Raw genomic sequence first — 20,329 nt, 5'->3', positions numbered from 1 at the left:
AGTGCAGCAATGCATGGAGCTGACCAGTACTAATCGGTCGAGGGCTTATCCAATATGCAAGTTGTAAATCGCGTGTTTCGTTTCGAATCTAGTTTTCAGAGAACGATCTCTGAAGCATATTCCCTGATAGCTCAGTTGGTAGAGCACTCGACTGTTAATCGAGTTGTCACAGGTTCGAGCCCTGTTCGGGGAGCCATATGGAGAGGTGTCCGAGCTGGCCGAAGGAGCACGATTGGAAATCGTGTAGGCGTCACAAGCGTCTCGAGGGTTCGAATCCCTCTCTCTCCGCCATAATATTAAGGCCCGTTGGTCAAGGGGTTAAGACACCTCCCTTTCACGGAGGTAACAGGGGTTCGAATCCCCTACGGGTCATAATAACTTCAAAAAAAGAAGTTGATTTTTACAACAAGATTATGGTATGATCATAAATGTGTTGTTCGGAGGCTTAGCTCAGCTGGGAGAGCATCTGCCTTACAAGCAGAGGGTCGGGGGTTCGATCCCCTCAGCCTCCACCATATAACCTTTATAACGACGCGGGGTGGAGCAGCCCGGTAGCTCGTCGGGCTCATAACCCGAAGGCCGCAGGTTCAAATCCTGCCCCCGCAATTGTACTTTCCTTTGAGAAAGTGATATGGAACCGTGGTGTAGTTGGCCTAACATGCCTGCCTGTCACGCAGGAGATCGCGGGTTCGAATCCCGTCGGTTCCGCCATTTAATCTTTACATGAGGCAAACTGTTCACTACATCTGCTGTATGGCACTGATGCCCTATATAAAGTGTAAGGAAATGAGATTAGACTTTATTATGGCTCGGTAGCTCAGTCGGTAGAGCAGAGGACTGAAAATCCTCGTGTCGGCGGTTCGATTCCGTCCCGAGCCACCATTTCTAAAAAAAAAAAATAATATGCCGGTGTAGCTCAACTGGTAGAGCAACTGACTTGTAATCAGTAGGTTGGGGGTTCAAGTCCTCTCGCCGGCACCATGTAATCCTGGAGGATTAGCGAAGTGGCCAAACGCATCAGACTGTAAATCTGCTCCCGTACGGGTTCGGTGGTTCGAATCCATCATCCTCCACCAGTTTTTAGGGGCATAGTTTAAAGGTAGAACAACGGTCTCCAAAACCGTTGGTGTGGGTTCAATTCCTGCTGCCCCTGCCAATTAACTTTTTAGAAAATTAACTTTTTGTGGCGATCGTGGCGAAGTGGTTAACGCACCGGTTTGTGGATCCGGCATTCGGGGGTTCAATTCCCCTCGATCGCCCCTTTGTTTTTTCAATTTTTAATGGGGATTAGCCAAGCGGTAAGGCAACGGACTTTGACTCCGTCATGCATAGGTTCAAATCCTATATCCCCAGCCATTATGCGGAAGTGGCTCAGCGGTAGAGCATCGCCTTGCCAAGGCGAGGGTCGCGGGTTCGATTCCCGTCTTCCGCTCCAAAATATGGCGCCATAGCCAAGTGGTAAGGCACAGCTCTGCAAAAGCTTTATCCCCAGTTCGAATCTGGGTGGCGCCTCCAGTATATGCCGGCGTGGCGGAATGGCAGACGCGCTCGACTCAAAATCGAGTGGGAAACCGTGGAGGTTCGAGTCCTCTCGCCGGTATATTGAATAGTCCTACAGATTGCGTAAGCAATTTGTGGGGCTATTTTTATTTTATTAAGAAATGATTTTTGCATAGGTAAGGAAAGTTGGACTTAATAAAGATTGACGTATGATTTTATTCAGTATATTGTAGATAAGTGAAGTCTTTAATATAAAGGAGTGAAGCAGAGTGACTAATGGAAAAAATCTATCGGATACCGATCTGTTATTTAACCTTTCTGTGTGGGAAGAGGCTTGGAAGAATCGTCCGAGAAGTTCAAAATATAAGAAGAAAAGCGCACCATTTAATACAGAAGAAGCTTTTGAGCGGTGGGCCAGAGACTATCACGCACAGTCGTTTACTGAAGAAGGAAAACAGCGGTCTGAGCGTATTATGGGCTGGATTGAGAACCAGGGGGTGGAGTTCGCAGGGTTATCCATTTTGGACATTGGAGCCGCTTCAGGCATATTCACCATTCCTTTTGCAGAAAAAGGAGCAAGTGTGACCGCAGTTGAGCCTTCTGAGTTACTTGTCTCCCTTATGAAAGAAACAATACCTTCAGCTCTGGATTCCAAAATCGATATCGTAAAAGAACGATATGAGGAAATTTCCATTCAGGATAAAGGCTGGGAGAAGAAATATGACTTTGCATTTGCATCCATGTGCCCGGCGATGTCGGATTGGGAAACGATTGAGATGGCGATTAACTGTGCCCGGAAGTATGTGTATATTAGCACTATGGCGGGACAGAGGGAACACACACTAATGGATGAACTTAAGGATGTACTGGGTGTAACTTCTTCATATAAGGCAGGTGATATGGGATATATTCAACAGTTGCTGTATTTGAAGGGTTATTCATACACCATGATCATTACGAGAGAAGTTAACTCATTTGAAGTACCGGTGGAAGAGGTTATTGAGAAGCTGCCAGAATGGCTTAATACGTATGAGTTACCAACAGATGAGGATTCCCTCAGACTGGCTGAGAAGTACATCCGGGATACATACAAGGGGAGTACGGTGACTTTCTCGCGGGGAGCAAGGTTCGGTAAAATTTTGATTCAACTGGAACAGCCAAATATGAAAACAGTCAGTACTAAGGATAAGCGATAAATTGTATAAGCTTATTACGTGCTCTAGGGCTCAGGAATCGAGACGGACAAGGTTGTTTAACATCTAAAATGGCGCTAGGAAGCATCACACTGTCTGTCATACAAGAAATCCACGTGTGAAGTATATGTAGTTAAAGTTAAATTTATAAAAAAAGAGGGAGCAGGATAATTGCTCCTTCTTTTTTATAAATCCAATAAGGCTTCGAGCGCATTGAACAAAACAGTCGACTACTTGGAGCTGAAGAGCTGGATCAAGGAACTGCCCATGAGATAAAACCAAAGCTAGACTCAAATTCGAGACAACAGAAAACCGAAATATGAAACCACGAAATACACAGTCTACTTTCTGTTCGACACTTCTGCTTTCTGCTTACGTTCCCGGTACTGGCCGGGGGTGATTCCTTCCCATTTACGAAATGATCGGATGAAATTTTGCGGATTGTTGTACCGAAGTCGGGCTGCGATATCTTTTACCGTTAAATCACTTTCGTCTAGCCATTTTTTAGCGATGTTAAATCGGTACTTGGTTAGATATTCACTAAATGCACAGCCTGTCTCTTTGCGAAAAACACTACTTAAGTAGTTGGCATTGTAGTGAAGCTTCATGGCACATTCCTCGAGCGTCAGATCCTTATCATAATCTTGATGAATCATGGCAATCATCTTCTCGGATATATGTTGGTACTGGGCATACTGTCTCCCCTTAAAGATCTGAATGATAGGCAAGATGACTTGATGATTAAACCAATCCTCTACTTCAGCCGCGTACTGCAAACCATGAAGTTCATGAAACATCGATCCATGGCCTTGGGAGATCTGCCCGAGTCGTATACCAGATTCCTGAGTCATTTGCAAAATTTGCGTCAGCAGCCTCGTAAGGGCTACCTGATATTCCTCTGGTGTACACTCCATACCAAAGATCACTTCCAGGGCCTGATGCAGAAGAGCAGAAGCCTGGACTTCGTCCGCACTTTGAATCGCTTGGATCAACGTATATTCCAAAGATTCCGGGTAGGTCATAGACCAAGTGGGAGCGTAATGATCGATGTTCTCATATTGAAAGATAATACCTGTCCCCAACTTCATCCGATGCTTTAATGCTTCCATGGCTTCTGTGTAAGCCTGAGGGATGTGATATAGGGAGCTGTGCGGTTGGCTGAAGCCTATACTGACCTGAAGAGCTAGAATCTCATCAATCTGCTGTTGTAACTGTTCTGTTAATACATATAGGTGCTGTGAAAAAACAGAGTGATCCTGTTCAACAGTCCCAATCACCGTGACTACCGTATGTTCCAGTACAATAGGAAGCAGTTGTTGGTTATGCACAACCGTTTCCTCCAATATATTTTGAATAGCGAATAATAAGAGGTCACGATCATTAGCTGAATACTTTGTATGATTAACGAGATCGGCCTGAAGTGTAATAACAGCAATTTGTTGCCATTCACGAACCTGACGCGTATAGCCATATTCATTCAGAGTATCAGGAAGAGTATGAATAGGGTTCTTTCCCTGGAATAGATTTATCATAAAATGAGTGCGAATCTGTAACAGATGCATATTTAGCGTGTTCTCCAGTTGGGAGCGAGAGGCAGATAATTGTGAGACACCTGCTCTGATCTGTTCGAATTCATCATGCAGCTGTGGTGATTGCTGAGCGAAAGTGTTGCCCTCTTTGGACAGGCGGTTGTCACCAAGTTGGGTTAAAAGTTTACGGATTGGAATATGCATTCGTTTGGAGCCGAGCCATGCGAGCAGTAATGAAAGTAAAAGCAAGAAGATACTGATATACAAGGTGTGTAATCCGATATCGATATATTCTTGTGTCAGAATGTTGGTAGGTGAGATTAGAACATAAGTCCATCCTTTTAAGGTAGAAGGGCTATAGGTCAGGGAATAATGCGTACCCGCGATCTTGACTTCCCGTTCTTCAAAGCCCGTTGAAAATGGGATGGATGATAGTTTGCTTATGTTGTCCCCCGTATCCCGATCCGCTAATCCAACTGCAGACAACGGTTGTCCAATGTATACAGGATCGGGATGCACCAAGATACGTTGTTCCCGATTTAAAATGATCAGTCCTGAGGCAGTGTTGCCTATGGAGGCTTCTCCTAACGTATTTTGCAAAGAGCATGCAGGAATTCCGGCAATCAAGGCAGCATCAGAAGACGTATTCAGATTCGGAATAGACCTCGCAAGGGCAATATGATAAATACAGCCTGTTCCGGGCGTACGCTCATCATTACTAAACACTGATGAAGGGGAGAGCTGCCATCCGGAAGTTAGCGTATCCGATATCAAATCCTTCATGGGAAGTGCCAATGGAAAATCGGTATTACGATATAATCCGGCATGGTCAATAAGCCAATTCTGAGATTGATTCACCAAGGTAATATCCAGCAAAGGTTCCCACGACCTCATATGTTGAAACTCGCTCTGCAGCTTGTCGGCAAGTAACGGGCCGTTCCCTTGACTTGAGGATGAAGCAGACAGGGAGCGGAGGGTTACTGGGGATCGAAGAGCCTGATCAAGCATATAACTGACTGTAGCGAGTTTGTGCTCTACGTTGGATTGCATTTGTTCCAGCAACTGCCTGTTGGCTTGTGTACGATGCAATTCAGTTTGGTTCGATGAATAGATAAATGCGGCAATTCCCGTTAACAAAATGGGCAGGGTGCTTAACAGGATTCCGAAGATGATCATTTTATGGAGATAGCTGATGGGTCGCACAGTTTCAGTTCCACTCCTGACATTAGAAATAGTAACACTTTCTATTTTAGTAAACGCTTACATATAGAACAATCTAAATTTTGTTTATTTGGATAAAAAAGTAATTTTATTTTTGAGGTAAAGGAAGTTGGAACTGGAGGGAATGAGGGAAAACGAAAGTGAAGAGTGAACCTAAATAGAGACATGGACCGCATTCTCTTTCACGTGCCATATCCGGTGAAGCGGAGCTTGAATACGGGTAATAGAAGGTATCCGGAGTACTATTCAGCTTAGAAGGAACGTTGGTCTTATACAGGGACAGTCAAAGGTCCAACTAGATCCCCGACCTGAGTCTAGGATGAAAAACCGTCCACGGTCTGTTTTGAAAAGTCGCGGAATCCCCTAGAATAAGGACATAAGGTTAAACAAGAAACACGGAAACAAAAAAACACGAAACAAACGAACAAATGACTCAACACATTAAAATGAACGAATGGAAAGGGCGGTGAACAACAATTATGAGATTGAATAAGGGAAATGGCTGGGCGATTGTATTGATTGCGCTGGGTGCACTACTCCTCTTCGGAAAGTTAACTCCTCTTCTTGGACACTTAATGGGTTATCTGATTCCGGTCCTGATGATTGCACTGGGATACTACGGAGTCAAACGAGGGAATGTGATGCTTGGCTGGATTGTTCTTATCATCGGTATCATCTCATTGATGGGTAAGCTGGCATGGTTGATCGGACCGATCATCGCGATCGGGTTAATCATCTTTGGTATCTCAATGCTAAACAATAACCGCAGTCGTCGTGGTCGTTACTAAGCTTTCACGATTATGAAAAGGAGGGACAGAACATAATGAGTGTATTTCGTCGAATGCGGGATATTACCGTAGCCAATCTGAACGAACATTTGGAGCAAAGTCAGGATCCAGTTAAACTGATTGATCAGTTCCTGGTCTCGACCCGCCAAGACATCGGTGAAGCCGAGAAGCTTCGTCATCAATATGCAAGCCATACCAGACAAATGAAACAACAAGCCGATCAGGCAGCAGGTATGGTGAACAAACGGGAAGAACAGGCTTCCATGGCTTTGAAAGCAGGGGAAGAGCATCTCGCTAAGCTGGCCTTGCAGGAGAAAATCCTCCACGAGGAAAAAATGGAACAGTACAATGAATTGTATGCACAAAGTTATGCGGCATTACAGGAGCTGGATGAACAGATCGACCAGCTCAAGGTTGAATATCAGAATGTATACAGCAAACGCCAATATTACTACGCTCGTATGCAGACGATTCAGTTACAACAACGTATGAACCAGAGAGGCAATCACAACGGTCAGAATGTACCGCGTATGTTTAACCGACTGGATGACCAAGTCTCTGATCTCGAATATGAAGCACAAAGTCTCCGGGATATCCGGCGGATGGGCCAAGATGGTTCAGGAGTGACTGGCAGCATGTCATCCTCCACGCTGGATAAGGAACTGGAGCGCTTAAGACAGAAATTAAACAATGACAGAAAGGAGTAGTCACATGATGAATAAATTATACCGCTCGGCGCGTAATCGAAGGCTAACAGGTTTGATCGGCGGCATTTCTGAGAATCTCGGATTGAGTACCACGCTACTACGTATCATCTTCTTCATCAGTATTTTCGCTACGGGAGGTACATCATTGTTGATCTACTTCATCGCTGCGTTGGTGGTACCAAAGGAATCCAATCACGTTGATCCATATGCTTATGATTCCAACGTAAGAGGATATAAGTAAACGAAAGGAGAAAGCACATGAGCAAATTATACCGCTCAACGCGTGACCGGATGTTAACCGGCTTGTGCGGCGGAATTTCCGAAACGATCGGGATGGATTCCACCCTGCTGCGTATCATCTTCGTCATCAGTATCTTCGTAACTGGCGGCACGTCGTTGTTAATATACTTCATTGCAGCACTGGTGGTACCAAAAGAACCGTATCCGCCTTATGATCCTTATGGCTACGGCCCAGGCCCTGGTCCTGGCAGAGGATATAACAACTATGATCATCAGCCGCCAAGAGGTCCTTTTCAAAATAATCACAACCAACAAGGTCCTGGTAACTTCGGTCCCGGCCCTGGATTCAACGGCAGACCTCAATCTGGTCCCCGTTCTTATGACAACAACGCCTACGGAGCAGGTGCACCGCAAGAAAGTGAACTTGATTCCATGATGAAAGATATCGAGAAAAAAGCATTGAAAAAAGAAGTTGAAGAGCTTCGCCAAAAATTATCTCGTTACGAGAAGGGAGAAAAGTAAAATGGGAGTATTTAAACGGATTAAGGATATGACGAAAGCATCGGTAAATGATATGTTGGATAAAGTAGAGGACCCGATTGTAATGTTGAACCAGTACTTGCGTGATATGGAGGCTGAGATTCATGAGGCAGAGGTAACTGTTGCCAAACAAATGGCGAATGAGCGCCGCATGAAACAACGTCTGGATGAAGCGGAGCGTACTTCGGTACAACGTGAATCCCAAGCAGAAGCTGCTCTGGCCAACGGTCAGGAAGAAGTAGCACGCAAATTGCTGGAAGAGAAAATCTACTTTGATCAAAAAATTACGGAATACAGCGAACTGCATGCACAGTCTGAAGCACAAGCGAAAGATCTGTTGCAACAGTTGCATGACATGAAAGATGAGTTCTACAAAATGCGTAACAAACGTAATGAACTCGTATCCCGTGCACAAATGGCAAAAGCCAAAAAACAAATGTCTTCCATCAACAGCTTGCACTCGATCGAAAGTGGCGGCGCATCACTAGGATTCCACCGCATGGAAGAGAAAATCATGCAACTGGAAGCTGAAGCTGACGTAGCTCGTGCACCTTATCGCAACACATCTTCCACGTACACGAATCCTGTAGATGTGGAAAAGCAATTCAAAGTAGACCAGCAGTTGCAAGCCCTCAAAAACAAAATGGGCAGTGGTTCCAAGAATGAAGCGAACGGAACTTCAAAAGAATAACTGTTCGCTCGGTGGACAATATGATATTCTATAAATCGTGTATAACGAACGGTTGGTAGAACAAAAGTTAAGCCATACAGGACTTTATTGCCTGGTATGGCTTTTCCGTTGAATAAAGAAAAGATTAACTTACAGAGGAGGTGCGGCGGGGATGAATAAAAAGAGTAAATGGCTTGCAGTTGTCATTATTATTATTGGGGCAATGATGTTATTGAATCAGAATATTAACTTGCTGACCGCTGCCGCACTGATTCTGTTAACGGTTGGTATGCTTCAAGTCCGCAAAGGGGATACCCGTAAAGGTTACCGATATCTCGGTATTGGTGCGGCACTGTTATTGCTGGATAATTTAATGATTGTATTCCTGATTGTACTGGCTTCTTTAGCTTATTTTTATTCAAAAAACAAAAAGGTTCATCTGGACGAAGGTGTTATGAAGAAGCAGAATTTTATGGCTCGGTACTACTGGGATCAATCATCCTGGACGTTACGCAGTATGAGCCTGTGGCATGCCATGGGTGAGGTTAACGCAGACCTGTCTCTTTCAATTCCGGAGGAGAAACAAACGATTGTGCTGCTGCAAGGGGTTATGGGGAATGTTCGCCTGACACTACCGGAGGATTATGGTGTGGAGATTGAAGCATCGGTTCTTTTCGGCCGGATTAATCTTCTTGGAGAACAAGATAGCGGCATGATGAACAAATTAGTATGGAGAACTCCTGGATATGAGTCCAGTGAACATAAAGCAAAATTTGTCATTTCTTATATTGTTGGCGACCTAAGCATCAGTAATCCGTAGTAAAATAGATGAAGAGAAGGAGGAGACCCCGATGAAGACAAAACGACATACCGATATGGTAACCCGAAGTATGGGTGAAGGGATCCTCCTGGTTTTCATTGTGCTCGCTGTTATTTTGTATGTATTGTATACATATGGTTATCTTGCTCCGTTTGCAGGCTGGCGGCATCTGATTCAATCAGGTCTGGCTCTATTGCTGCTTTTGATTGGGATTGGCGCGGTCTTTGGGTTCTATCAGAGTTACCGGGTCAAACGCAGGCTTGAACTACTTCGGGAAACGCTCCTACAGTGGGAGAAGGGTTCCCTGTCACGTACTGTACCTGATCTGGGTGTAGATGATGTGGGGCGCTTGAGTGAGCAACTCGGACGAATCGGCAAAAAGTGGGAAGATCAGGTATCCTCGCTTCAGCGATTGTCTACCCATAATGCACAGCTTGCCGAACAAGCCAGAATTACGGCTATTGTGGAAGAGCGGCAGCGGCTGGCACGAGAACTGCATGATGCGGTATCGCAGCAATTGTTCGCGATATCGATGACAGCAACGGCCGTTGGACGGAAGATGGAGAAGGATTTTGAACGTGCCCAGCGGCAGGTGGCTCTAATTGAGGAAATGGCCTCTGTAGCACAGTCCGAGATGCGTGCGTTACTGTTACATCTGCGACCAGTTTATCTGGAGGGTAAACATCTCGAACAAGGTCTGCGTGATCTGGTGATGGAACTGAAAACGAAAGTACCCATGGACATTGTACTCGAAATAGACGAAGACATTGATCTGATCAAAGGCATCGAGAATCATCTGTTCCGGATCGTTCAGGAGGCTATGTCTAATACGTTACGGCATGCGAAAGCTGAGAAAATGGAGATACGGCTCCAGCGCCGCACAGATGCGATTCGGGTACTGATTCGTGATGATGGGCAAGGCTTTGATCTGGATGAGAATAAACAGGCTTCCTACGGTCTGGCTAACATGCGTGAACGTGTTACGGAGATTGGCGGGGCCATACAATTTGTAACAGCGCCAGGTAAGGGAACGCGGATTGAGATTACGATACCTTTGATGAGCGATGAAAGCGAGGAAGAACATGTCAATGGAACCGGAAGTCGAAACGGAGACGGAAACGTCGATCAAAGTATTGCTCGTGGATGATCATGAGATGGTACGTATTGGTCTAGCTGCGGTACTGGATACCGAAGATGGAATTGAAGTTGTTGGTGAAGCAGGTAGTGGAGAGGAAGGCATTCGGCTTGCGCAGGAATATAAGCCTGATGTGGTTCTGATGGACCTGGTTATGGAAGGCATGGACGGCATTGAAGCTACCCGCCAGGTACTTAAAATGTATCCAGAGTGCAAAGTCATCGTATTGACCAGTTATCTGGATGATGAAAAAATGTACCCTGTCATTGAAGCAGGCGCATTCAGTTATCTGTTAAAAACATCAAGAGCCAATGAAGTGGCAGATGCGATTCGCGCAGCAGCTCGCGGACAATCCGTTCTGGAGTCACAGGTCGCTTCGAAAATGATGAATCGATTCCGGCAGCCACAGGCAGCAGCTCCTTTGCATGATGAATTGACGGACCGGGAAATGGATGTACTCCGGTTGCTGGCTAAAGGCAAATCGAATCAGGACATCGCTGATGATCTGATCATCGGTATCAAGACAGTCAAGTTTCATGTTACAAACTTACTCGCAAAATTGGGTGTAGACGACCGTACACAGGCCGCGATCTATGCCTACAAAAACGGACTCGCAGAGTAAGAAGAATCATATGCACTATCATAATCAAGCCAAAGAACCGTGCTTTCATGTGCGGAAGTTATAGATAAGAGATGATTTATATAGAAAATTATAAATGAAAGCTCTGCTCTGCCATGAATGTGGTGGGCGGGCTTTTTTTGCTGTGTGCAGAAGAAGTATAGCAAATATGCGAAAGGGGCATGCTGTTGATAGATTCATAGAATGCAAGAATGAAGCGGGGGATTCAAATGTTAAATCGTTGGATGACAGCAGGAATATTGGCAATGGCAATTATTATTCTTATCGGTGTGACACAGGTATATGCAGAGAAGAACGAACCGAAAGCAACCCAGTTGGAACAGTTAATTTATACTGCCGATAGCGTGATAGATAATGTAGATCTTTTGGTTATTAAATGGCAAGGAGAAGGCCAGGGAAATGCAGAAGCACAGGCAGCATTACTGGCTGGTGACTTGGGACTGAAACAACCGGTACCGGTACGCCAGATGGGTCATGATGTTTACCGCAGTAAAGAGATTGTCGATACGGCTACTGGAGGTGCAGGCATGTTGGTCAATGTCGTCGATACAGGAGACAATGGTTACTATGCCATCGTACAACTCTCAGGGGATGCACACACGGATCGGAATACATTAATGACATTACATGAACAGGTCGATCAACTGCTTGTAGACTCAGGGATGAAGGCAAGTTGGAATATGTCTGTGCAAGGTACAGCAGTTACTGCTACTGAATCTGATGCGAGTCAGCAGTTGGCACTGATTGAAGAAACGTTGTCCAGAACGATAGATATTGCCTCAGTTGAACGTTATACGGATGCAGGAACTGCAAGTGTTTCTTATGAGGCATCTGACCTGCCCTTGTCGATTAAGAGTGGATCGCACATGTTGAATATGCAGCTCGCAGTTCACCAGGTTGGTGAACAAGGGAACAATCGAATCACGGTAGGTTTCCCCGTTATAACTATTGAGTATTAAGGGATGAAATTTCTATGAATATGGACGGATTAGTGAGAATCTTTATCAGAAAAATGAGTGGTAAATAGTGCATCCGTTCAGTTGATATGCTAAAATGGCATCACATCCAAGAAGGAACTTGCTGGTAATTGACGGTTGTATGTCGTGCATATATAACACCATTACATAGCTCGGGGAGAGCGTGAAGGTTATCTTCCCGGAAGAAAGAGGAGCCCATGGTTGAAAAACAATCGCAAGATGAAGTACAGACACCAGGCGCAGTATTTTTCATTTTTGGAGCAACGGGAGATTTGGCCCGCCGGAAGCTGTTTCCGGCCATCTACAGTCTTTACCGTGAAGGCAAGCTTGCCGAAGACTTTGCGGTTATTGGCGTAGCACGTCGTCCGAGGTCCCCAGAAGAATTCCGGGAAGACATCTATGAATCCATTAAAGAGTTCTGCCGCTATTCAGCGGGGGAACCTGATGAGTGGAACGCTTTTGTCGATCATTTTGAATACAAAGCACTGGATATCAATAATGTGGAAGGATTCAAAGAGTTGCGTGCGCAGACGGAGAATCTGGAAGCGAAGTTTAACACGCCGGGTAATCGGTTGTTCTATCTGGCACTGGCACCGGAGTTGTTTGGCAGTGTCTCGTACAGTTTGCGGGATGGTGGTATGCTGGAAAGTCAGGGCTGGAACCGATTGGTGATTGAAAAACCATTTGGTTATGATCTGCAATCGGCTGAACATCTGAATGAACAGATTCGTGAGGTGTTCCGTGAAGAGGAAATCTATCGGATTGACCATTATCTGGGCAAGGAAATGGTGCAAAATATCGAAGTGATCCGCTTCGGGAATGCTTTTTTTGAACCGCTCTGGAACAACAAACATATTGCCAACGTTCAGATTACGCTGGGTGAGACGGTAGGCGTGGAAGAACGTGGCGGTTATTATGATCACTCCGGTGCACTGCGTGACATGGGGCAAAACCATATGCTTCAGATGCTGACGATGATTGCGATGGAACCGCCAAGTCGTCTTTTCCCAGAGGATATTCGAGATGAGAAGGTGAAGGTATTACGTTCATTGCGGGCGTTCACTTCAGATGAGGAAGTGAGCAATAACGTTGTGCGGGGACAGTATTCCGAAGGGGAATACCGTGGCAAGCAGCTTCCCGGTTACCGTCAGGAAGACAAGGTTGACCCGGAGTCGAATACAGAAACGTATTTTGCCGCACGTGTATTCGTGGATAATTTCCGCTGGGCAGGTGTACCATTCTACATTCGGACAGGCAAGCGGCTCCCGGTAAAAACAACCGAGATCGTAGTTGAGTTCAAGTCGATGCCGAACAATGTGTATCTCGGGAAAAAGTATAAATTGGAACCGAATCTGCTGGTCATTCGGGTGAATCCGATGGAAGGCATATACATCAAAATCAATGCCAAGAAGCCAGGCTCGGATTCCGAGATTCAGCCGCTCGCGATGGATTTCTGTCAGAGCTGCATGATCGGAATTAACTCACCTGAAGCGTATGAACGTCTGCTGCACGATGCAGCAGAGGGGGATTCTACGTACTTTACCCGTTGGGATGAAGTGGCGACGGCCTGGTCTTTTGTAGATCGGATTGCAGCAGCCTGGGGTCAAAATCAGGGAGAGCTTCATCCGTACCCGGCCGGAACCTGGGGGCCAGAAGCGACAGATAAGCTGCTGGAGCAGGACGGATTCCATTGGTGGCCGGTGAATGGTCAGGACGAGGATCGTGTGATCTGGCAAGTCAACAATTAATGTAATTCATTCATAAGGTGAAATGATGATTAAAGAGGCTTGGAAAGAACGCGGATGAAGCGAACTTTCCGGGCTTCTTTTGCTGTGAAAAGCTTGGGGAATGCGACTGTAGAAATATATTTAAATTAAGTTGTTGACAAAAAGTAAGTATATAACTTATACTCAACACAAGAGATAAAGAGTTACGCAAATAACAAACTTAACCCGATGAACTTCTCGGGTAAGTGCACGATTCATGAGATGAAATGTGAAACAGGTGAAGGGGTTTCAACACGATATCATGGAGAAAAAAATTTAGCATAATATCTTTAATCTAAGAATACTATTTTGTATATATTGAATGGAGGAAAAGAAAATGATGTTGGATGTAGGATTGTTGTTGATTCGTTTGGTGATTGGATTGTCGTTCATGGCGCACGGGGCACAAAAGCTGTTTGGATGGTTCGGAGGTTACGGGATCAAGGGTACAGGCGGCTGGTTTGAGTCGATGGGCATGAAACCAGGTGCATTGGTGGCGTTACTGGCTGGACTCGCGGAATTCGGTGGCGGATTGCTGCTGGCTCTGGGTCTGCTCACACCGGTAGGTGGCATTCTAATTGCGCTGACGATGGTCATTGCCATTGTGAAAGTGCATGGAGCGAACGGATACTGGTCCACGCAGAACGGATTCGAATATAATCTCGCAATTCTGGTCGTTGGTGTAGCGCTGGCCCTGACAGGTGGCGGACAATACGCGCTGGATGCATTGATTTTCTAAACCCGATAAATAAAAATGAATGAGGAGTGCCTGGATGCCATGGAAATGGCTGAAGGGTGCTTTTTTTTGCAAATGAAAAGAGAAGAATCTGCTGTAGTAATCGGTTATTTTCGGTACAGATTATGGTACAATAGGAGAGTTGGGTTAAGAAGCAGTTCACGGTATGCATGAAAGCACAGATTTGAGGAGGATGAACTCCATTGTAAATGTGTAAAATTAATCTAGTGTGTAAATACCTAGTACGTAAAAACTCGTGTACAATCAACCGGCCTCGCCGGATTGCATAAAGATTGAATGATGGACCGGCCATGCCGGATTAACGTGAATGAACGGACGAAAGGGATTAAACCTATGAGCAAAGCTGCAAATGATATTCTTCAACAGGAAGTGGACAAACGCCGGACGTTTGCCATTATCTCTCACCCGGATGCGGGTAAAACCACACTGACCGAGAAACTGTTGCTGTTCGGGGGCGCGATTCGCCTTGCGGGAACGGTAAAAGCTCGGAAAGCCAGCAAACACGCAACCAGTGACTGGATGGAAATTGAGAAACAACGGGGGATCTCGGTTACCTCTTCCGTAATGCAATTTGATTACCTGAACCATCGCGTTAACATTCTGGATACACCGGGTCACCAGGACTTCAGTGAAGATACGTATCGTACACTTACGGCTGCCGATAGTGCGGTGATGTTGATTGACGTGGCAAAAGGTGTCGAGGCACAGACGATTAAGTTGTTCCAGGTATGTGCGAAGCGTGGCATTCCAATCTTTACGTTTATCAACAAACTCGACCGTGAGGGTAAAAGTCCATTTGATCTGATGGAAGAACTTGAAAATGTACTGGGTATTCGTTCAGTTCCGATGAACTGGCCTATTGGTACAGGTCGCGAACTGTGCGGTGTCTACGACCGGATGAAAAATCAGGTGGAGTTGTTCCAAGGGGACGATCACTCGATAATTAAAGTTCAGAAAGTAAACGGTTATACAGATCCAATTATCCGTGAGATGGCAGGAGAATATCTGCATGATCAGTTAATTCAGGATCTGGAGCTTTTGGACGTTGCGGGAGATCCGTTTGATATGGAGAAGGTTCAACGCGGCGAATTGACCCCTATTTTCTTCGGTAGTGCGATTAACAATTTCGGCGTGCAGACCTTCTTGGAGAACTTCCTGGAACTTGCACCGAAGCCTGAACCACGCCGCAGTACGGTAGGCGAGATTCAACCAACGAATGAAAAATTCAGTGGTTATGTATTCAAAATTCAAGCCAACATGAACCCGGCACACCGGGATCGCATTGCATTCCTGCGTATTGTGTCAGGCAAGTTCCAACGTGGCATGAGTGTGAAGCATAACCGTGTCGGCAAAGAGATCAAGCTGTCACAGCCACAGCAATTCCTGGCACAAGATCGGGATATTGTGGAAGAGGCGTATGCCGGTGATATTATCGGTTTGTTCGATCCGGGTATCTTCCGGATTGGCGATTCACTGAGCCAAGGCAGCGAGGTTATCTTTGAAGAATTGCCAACGTTCTCGCCAGAGATTTTCGCTAAAGTTACCGTAAAAAATGCGTTGAAACATAAACAGTACCAAAAAGGAATTGATCAGTTGACGGAGGAAGGAACCATTCAGGTGTTCCAGACGGCAAGTTTCGACGAGACGATTCTCGGCGTAATTGGTCAACTTCAGTTCGAGGTATTTGAATACCGTATGAAAGGCGAGTATGGAGTAGACGTGCAATTGCAGCGCATGCCTTATCAGTTCGCTCGCTGGATCGTGGACGAGAATCTGGATGCAAGCAAATTCCGGATTAACTCTGCGCTTGTAAAAGATAAAAAAGGAAATTATGTGGTGCTCTTCGAAAATGAGTACGCCATGAGAACGGCTATGGATAAAAATCCTACAGCTAAATTCCTGGAGACTGCGCCTTAAGTAAAGGCAGAAGTATCTCGTGATAATTGTTAAAAGGCTAGTTAAACGGAACAAGTTCATGCGATGAGATGGAGCTTGTTAAAAAAATAAGATCCCTCCGCCGATTGGCGGGGGGATCTATTGCTATACACCTTACTTAGAGGCGGGTATGATCCAGCCAAATAAGGGAAAGCTTTCTTTTGCAGACAGAACAAACGGTTTGATGGTTACCTTACCCTCCAATGCTTCAATTAGCGAAGCGGTTGAACGGGAATGGTGTGCAGATGCTCCTGCGCGATTTGAATGAGTTCTTCCTGCTTGGCAGGTTCTGTGTTCTTCCAGATCATCTCGAAAATGGCGCCAAGTCCAGGTAATGCAGCTTCCGGTCCATCTACTGAACCTTCAATCATCTCCCGGAGCTGATCATCACTCTTGTCATGAACTTTATGAACAATCGCTTCACGCAGGCTTAATGTAATGGGCATCGCAATTCCCTCCTCGTATATTCGGCTGCTCTAATACTGTTCCCTGGGAAGCGCGAGCGCATTCAAGTTTATCAGGCTTTGTGGTATACTACGAAGGATTATTTACGTTAGCATGGGTATCCGTAATGATGCGTCATGCTGAAGTGCAGCGGGAGGTTAAGACCCTAATGGCCAAGAAACAGTATGCCGTAATTGGTATGGGACGGTTCGGATCAAGTGTTGCCAATGCACTGAGTGGCATGGGATTCGACGTGCTGGCAATTGATGCGGACGAGCAGCGGACTCAGGAGATGTCCAATGTGGTGACCCATGCGGTATCGGCAGATTCAACAGATGAAGAAGCGCTGCGTGCGCTGGGCATACGGAATTTCGACGTTGTCGTTGTGGCAATTGGTGAAGATATTCAGGCGAGCATTCTGACAACCCTGATATTGAAAGATATGGGTGTACCTGTTCTGATCGTAAAAGCTCAAAATGAGCTTCATGGTAAGGTACTGCAGAAGATTGGCGCAGATAAAGTCATCTACCCTGAGCGGGATATGGGACTGCGCGTAGCCCATCATCTGACCTCACCTAATATACTGGATTACATCGAGTTGTCTGAGGATTACAGCATTCTGGAGATGAGAGCCTCCGAGCAAATGATCGGTAAGAATCTGATGGAATTGAACATCCGTGCACGTTTTGGGTGCAACGTCATGGCGATCCGCAGTGGGAATTCGATGAACATTTCTCCATACGCTGAGGATCGGATCGAAGCTGGAGATGTGCTGATCATTGTGGGTCACAAGGATCATTTGACGAAAATGGAGCTTGCCTATCCGAAGTGATGGATGTAGATGGGAAGGATGAAAAGATGGATATTGTATCACCGCAAAATACACGTGTAAAAGAATGGGCGCAGCTGCTGGAGAAAAAGCACCGTACCCGTCAACATAAATATATGATTGAAGGTATTCATCTTGTACAGGAAGCATTGCGCGCTGGAGCAGATCTGGAGTGCATCGTATTCGATGGAGAGCAAGGTGTACCGATTGAATTGACAGGGCTTGAGAACCCGCTTCAGCGTGTGGAATGGGTCAGCGTATCTCCTGCGGTTATCGCCAAATGTACGGATACGATGACACCGCAGCCTGTGTTCGCAATTGTGCGTAAAGGCAGCGAGCCACTGGAAAGCCTGATCACCGGAGCGCGCGGGCTTGTCGTGGTGCTGGACGGGGTGCAGGACCCAGGTAATGTGGGTACAATTATTCGTAGCGCGGATGCAGCAGGAGCTGCTGGGGTCGTACTCGGCACGGGCTGTGCTGATGTCTATAACCCGAAGACGATTCGCTCGACGATGGGGTCATTGTTTCATTTGCCCATTGTGGAGGGCCAGTTGGAATCCTTGCTTCCTGAAGCGAAAGCTGCGGGCGTGAAGCTGGTCAGTACTTCTTTGCAGGCAGAGCATTCATGTTATAGTTATGATTTTACGCAGTCGGTATGGCTCGTGATTGGTAACGAAGGCAAGGGTATCTCGGAATCCACGGCACGCTTGGTGGATGATGCGATTACGATCCCGATGCAGGGACAGGCAGAATCGCTTAACGCGGCAATGGCGGCAACGATTTTGCTGTTTGAGGCGATGAGACAGCGGATGGTGTAACCGATACATAGGATGTGTGGTTTATATCATCAATTGAGATGAAGATCATTGGGAAGTGAAGAAGATTCATACGGGTACAATCCAAAAAAAGCGGCAGATCAGACATTAACGTCTTGATCTGCCGCTTTACTATGCAAATATGAAACGAGACAATTTAATTTGAATTCATGAGAACTTATTGGCTTACAGTCTGTTTGAATTCTTCCTCATTGGCTTGTTTGACACGCTTGATAAAGAAGGAAAGAATCAATCCGACAACAGCAATGCCGATGATAACAACATAAGCATCATTGATACCCTGGATCATGGATTCTGTAGCCAACTGTTGTTGATTGAAGCCATTGGCTGCACCTGTAGATAACATATCCTGTGCATGTGTTGTTGCACGGGAGGTCATGATACTTACGAGTAATGAAGTACCTACAGCGCCAGCAACTTGTCTGACGGTATTGGAGATTGCTGTGCCGTGTGCATTGAGTCTGGCTGGGAGTTGGTTAAGACCCGCAGTTTGAATCGGCATCATGAGCAAAGCGATACCAATTCGACGGCCAGTTGACATTAATACCAGATAACTGTAACTCGTTGAATCCGTTAAGTCGATAAAACCAATTGACGTCACGATGGTGATCACCATACCGGTAACAGCCAGCCACTTTGCACCAAACCGGTCAAACAATTTACCGCTTATAGGCATTAGTAAGCCCATGACAAGGGCACCCGGAAGGAGTAATAATCCGGAATCCAGTGCAGTGTAACCACGTGCGTTCTGGAGATACAACGGAAGTAACATCATGTCAGCATACATGATCATCGTAATCGCGATATTAATGATCGTGGTCAGGGAAAACATGCTGTACTTGAAAGCCCACAAATCAAGTAAGGGAGTATCTGAAACGAGCTGGCGCCATGTGAATAAGGCAAGAGCAACAATTCCTGCGGCAATGAAGATAAGTACTTCTGCACTTGACCATCCCAGACTTCCTGCTCTACTGAAGCCATACAGTAACGCACCGAATCCGATGGTGGACAGTACAACACTGATGATGTCGAACTTTGTGTTGACCCGTTCGGACACATTCTTCAGGTATACAAACGCAAAGGCAATGACAATAAGAGTTAATGGAATCATACCGTAGAACATCGTTTGCCAAGAGTAGTTCTCCAGAATATAACCCGCAAGGGCAGGTCCAATTGCTGGTGCAAAAATGATGGCCAAGCCAACCATCCCCATCGCGCCTCCACGTTTATCAGGAGCAAACAAAGTCAAAATAACGTGCATCAAGAGCGGCATGATTATACCGCCTCCCGCAGCCTGAATCATGCGACCTGTCAGCAATGTACCGAAATTGGGAGCAAGGGCCGATACAATGGTACCTATTAAGAAGATAAACATAGAAGCTTGGAATAATTGCTTGGTTGAGAAACGTTGCATGAAGTAGGCCGTGATGGGGATCAGCACCCCATTCACCAGCAGGTAACCTGTCGTTAACCATTGTGCTGTTGCGGCAGAAATGTTGAAATCACCCATCAACTCCGGTGTAGCGACACTCATGATGGTTTGATTCAACGTAGCAAGGAAGGCCCCCAAAATCATAATAAATAGTATAGGGCCTTTCTTTACGGATAGTTCATCTTGCATTCTAGCTCGACTCAATTCTTTTCATCCTTTCAACCCACACGTGACTAAAACTACGACGTGTTGTATAATTTACATGTGTATATTAGGATTATATATATATTTGGATAGATTGCAATTTACGTATCGAGTAATTTCGTTGTTTATTCTACAAAAGTAATTAATCTGTTGTGTAAATGAACAA

Annotated in this window: 18 protein-coding genes and 15 tRNA genes; 30 read left to right on the top strand and 3 right to left on the bottom strand. The window is 45.7% G+C overall.

The window, feature by feature from the left end; all coding sequences use genetic code 11:
- The first annotated feature begins 120 nt into the window (after positions 1–120).
- The 16 genes from PAHA3_RS28860 to PAHA3_RS28785 all read left to right on the top strand — a co-directional run bounded on the left by PAHA3_RS28860 (position 121) and on the right by PAHA3_RS28785 (position 2,696).
- Positions 121–196: transfer RNA gene (locus PAHA3_RS28860), tRNA-Asn, on the top strand.
- 3 nt (positions 197–199) lie between these two features.
- Positions 200–291, top strand: a tRNA-Ser gene (locus PAHA3_RS28855).
- A 9-nt stretch (positions 292–300) separates the two neighbouring features.
- A tRNA-Glu gene (locus PAHA3_RS28850) sits at positions 301–372 on the top strand.
- 67 nt (positions 373–439) lie between these two features.
- Positions 440–515, top strand: a tRNA-Val gene (locus PAHA3_RS28845).
- A gap of 17 nt (positions 516–532) precedes the next feature.
- Positions 533–606, top strand: a tRNA-Met gene (locus PAHA3_RS28840).
- A 27-nt stretch (positions 607–633) separates the two neighbouring features.
- Positions 634–711: transfer RNA gene (locus tag PAHA3_RS28835), tRNA-Asp, on the top strand.
- Between the two features lie 95 nt (positions 712–806).
- Positions 807–882: transfer RNA gene (locus tag PAHA3_RS28830), tRNA-Phe, on the top strand.
- A gap of 23 nt (positions 883–905) precedes the next feature.
- Positions 906–981 (top strand) — tRNA-Thr (locus PAHA3_RS28825).
- Positions 982–990: 9 nt separating this feature from the next.
- Positions 991–1,076: transfer RNA gene (locus PAHA3_RS28820), tRNA-Tyr, on the top strand.
- Positions 1,077–1,082: 6 nt separating this feature from the next.
- Positions 1,083–1,156, top strand: a tRNA-Trp gene (locus PAHA3_RS28815).
- A gap of 30 nt (positions 1,157–1,186) precedes the next feature.
- A tRNA-His gene (locus PAHA3_RS28810) sits at positions 1,187–1,259 on the top strand.
- A gap of 22 nt (positions 1,260–1,281) precedes the next feature.
- Positions 1,282–1,356: transfer RNA gene (locus PAHA3_RS28805), tRNA-Gln, on the top strand.
- 4 nt (positions 1,357–1,360) lie between these two features.
- Positions 1,361–1,435, top strand: a tRNA-Gly gene (locus PAHA3_RS28800).
- A gap of 6 nt (positions 1,436–1,441) precedes the next feature.
- A tRNA-Cys gene (locus PAHA3_RS28795) sits at positions 1,442–1,515 on the top strand.
- 6 nt (positions 1,516–1,521) lie between these two features.
- A tRNA-Leu gene (locus PAHA3_RS28790) sits at positions 1,522–1,600 on the top strand.
- A gap of 169 nt (positions 1,601–1,769) precedes the next feature.
- Positions 1,770–2,696, top strand: a complete 927-nt coding sequence (locus tag PAHA3_RS28785; protein ID WP_062838039.1) for a class I SAM-dependent methyltransferase — start codon at positions 1,770–1,772, stop codon at positions 2,694–2,696.
- Between the two features lie 338 nt (positions 2,697–3,034).
- Here PAHA3_RS28785 and PAHA3_RS28780 read toward each other — a convergent pair whose 3' ends face one another.
- Positions 3,035–5,398 carry a helix-turn-helix domain-containing protein gene (locus tag PAHA3_RS28780; RefSeq protein WP_153028331.1) on the bottom strand — a complete coding sequence of 788 codons (2,364 nt, stop codon included), beginning with the start codon at positions 5,396–5,398 and terminating at the stop codon, positions 3,035–3,037.
- A 524-nt stretch (positions 5,399–5,922) separates the two neighbouring features.
- Between PAHA3_RS28780 and PAHA3_RS28775 the strand changes: the two genes are divergently transcribed.
- The 12 genes from PAHA3_RS28775 (at position 5,923) to PAHA3_RS28720 (ending at position 16,400) form a co-directional block, all read left to right on the top strand.
- Complete coding sequence (locus PAHA3_RS28775; protein WP_062838037.1) at positions 5,923–6,231, top strand: LiaF transmembrane domain-containing protein; 309 nt, start codon at positions 5,923–5,925, stop codon at positions 6,229–6,231.
- 35 nt (positions 6,232–6,266) lie between these two features.
- On the top strand, positions 6,267–6,938 hold the full coding sequence (locus PAHA3_RS28770) for a PspA/IM30 family protein (RefSeq protein WP_062838036.1): 672 nt from the start codon (positions 6,267–6,269) through the stop codon (positions 6,936–6,938).
- A 4-nt stretch (positions 6,939–6,942) separates the two neighbouring features.
- Positions 6,943–7,179, top strand: a complete 237-nt coding sequence (locus tag PAHA3_RS28765) for a PspC domain-containing protein (protein WP_235599592.1) — start codon at positions 6,943–6,945, stop codon at positions 7,177–7,179.
- Positions 7,180–7,196: 17 nt separating this feature from the next.
- Positions 7,197–7,700 (top strand): PspC domain-containing protein, encoded by a 504-nt coding sequence (locus PAHA3_RS28760; protein ID WP_062838035.1) that lies wholly within the window; start codon positions 7,197–7,199, stop codon positions 7,698–7,700.
- A 1-nt stretch (position 7,701) separates the two neighbouring features.
- Positions 7,702–8,409, top strand: coding sequence for a PspA/IM30 family protein (locus tag PAHA3_RS28755; protein ID WP_062838034.1), 708 nt, complete (start codon positions 7,702–7,704; stop codon positions 8,407–8,409).
- Between the two features lie 151 nt (positions 8,410–8,560).
- Positions 8,561–9,208 (top strand): cell wall-active antibiotics response protein LiaF, encoded by a 648-nt coding sequence (gene liaF, locus PAHA3_RS28750; protein ID WP_062838033.1) that lies wholly within the window; start codon positions 8,561–8,563, stop codon positions 9,206–9,208.
- Positions 9,209–9,239: 31 nt separating this feature from the next.
- Positions 9,240–10,355, top strand: a complete 1,116-nt coding sequence (locus PAHA3_RS28745) for a sensor histidine kinase (RefSeq protein ID WP_062838032.1) — start codon at positions 9,240–9,242, stop codon at positions 10,353–10,355.
- Positions 10,297–10,965 (top strand): response regulator transcription factor, encoded by a 669-nt coding sequence (locus tag PAHA3_RS28740; RefSeq protein WP_091020933.1) that lies wholly within the window; start codon positions 10,297–10,299, stop codon positions 10,963–10,965. Before PAHA3_RS28745 ends, PAHA3_RS28740 begins: the two co-directional genes overlap by 59 nt.
- Before the next feature lie 227 nt (positions 10,966–11,192).
- Positions 11,193–11,942, top strand: a complete 750-nt coding sequence (locus tag PAHA3_RS28735) for a YwmB family TATA-box binding protein (RefSeq protein WP_062838031.1) — start codon at positions 11,193–11,195, stop codon at positions 11,940–11,942.
- 215 nt (positions 11,943–12,157) lie between these two features.
- Positions 12,158–13,708, top strand: a complete 1,551-nt coding sequence (zwf, locus tag PAHA3_RS28730; RefSeq protein ID WP_062838030.1) for a glucose-6-phosphate dehydrogenase — start codon at positions 12,158–12,160, stop codon at positions 13,706–13,708.
- Between the two features lie 358 nt (positions 13,709–14,066).
- The gene (locus tag PAHA3_RS28725) at positions 14,067–14,465 is read left to right on the top strand and encodes a DoxX family protein (protein ID WP_053783291.1); all 399 of its coding nucleotides are present in this window, start codon (positions 14,067–14,069) and stop codon (positions 14,463–14,465) included.
- Positions 14,466–14,816: 351 nt separating this feature from the next.
- Positions 14,817–16,400, top strand: a complete 1,584-nt coding sequence (locus tag PAHA3_RS28720; protein ID WP_062838029.1) for a peptide chain release factor 3 — start codon at positions 14,817–14,819, stop codon at positions 16,398–16,400.
- 230 nt (positions 16,401–16,630) lie between these two features.
- On the opposite strand, the gene sspI is transcribed toward PAHA3_RS28720, so the two are convergent.
- Complete coding sequence (sspI, locus tag PAHA3_RS28715; protein WP_036673259.1) at positions 16,631–16,864, bottom strand: small acid-soluble spore protein SspI; 234 nt, start codon at positions 16,862–16,864, stop codon at positions 16,631–16,633.
- Positions 16,865–16,992: 128 nt separating this feature from the next.
- Between sspI and PAHA3_RS28710 the strand changes: the two genes are divergently transcribed.
- Together PAHA3_RS28710 and PAHA3_RS28705 are read left to right on the top strand one after the other, a co-directional pair.
- A complete protein-coding gene (locus PAHA3_RS28710) occupies positions 16,993–17,694 on the top strand; it encodes a potassium channel family protein (protein ID WP_076211287.1) in 702 nt (233 codons plus the stop codon).
- A gap of 26 nt (positions 17,695–17,720) precedes the next feature.
- Positions 17,721–18,509: a TrmH family RNA methyltransferase gene (locus PAHA3_RS28705; RefSeq protein ID WP_062838062.1), complete on the top strand. Its 789-nt coding sequence runs from the start codon at positions 17,721–17,723 to the stop codon at positions 18,507–18,509.
- A 175-nt stretch (positions 18,510–18,684) separates the two neighbouring features.
- Here PAHA3_RS28705 and PAHA3_RS28700 read toward each other — a convergent pair whose 3' ends face one another.
- On the bottom strand, positions 18,685–20,148 hold the full coding sequence (locus PAHA3_RS28700) for a DHA2 family efflux MFS transporter permease subunit (RefSeq protein WP_062838028.1): 1,464 nt from the start codon (positions 20,146–20,148) through the stop codon (positions 18,685–18,687).
- Positions 20,149–20,329: the final 181 nt, after the last annotated feature.

It is taken from the genome of Paenibacillus amylolyticus, from assembly GCF_001570725.1.
Taxonomy (GTDB): Bacteria; Bacillota; Bacilli; order Paenibacillales; family Paenibacillaceae; genus Paenibacillus; species Paenibacillus amylolyticus_A.
This window is presented reverse-complemented; position numbering and strand designations above follow the sequence as displayed.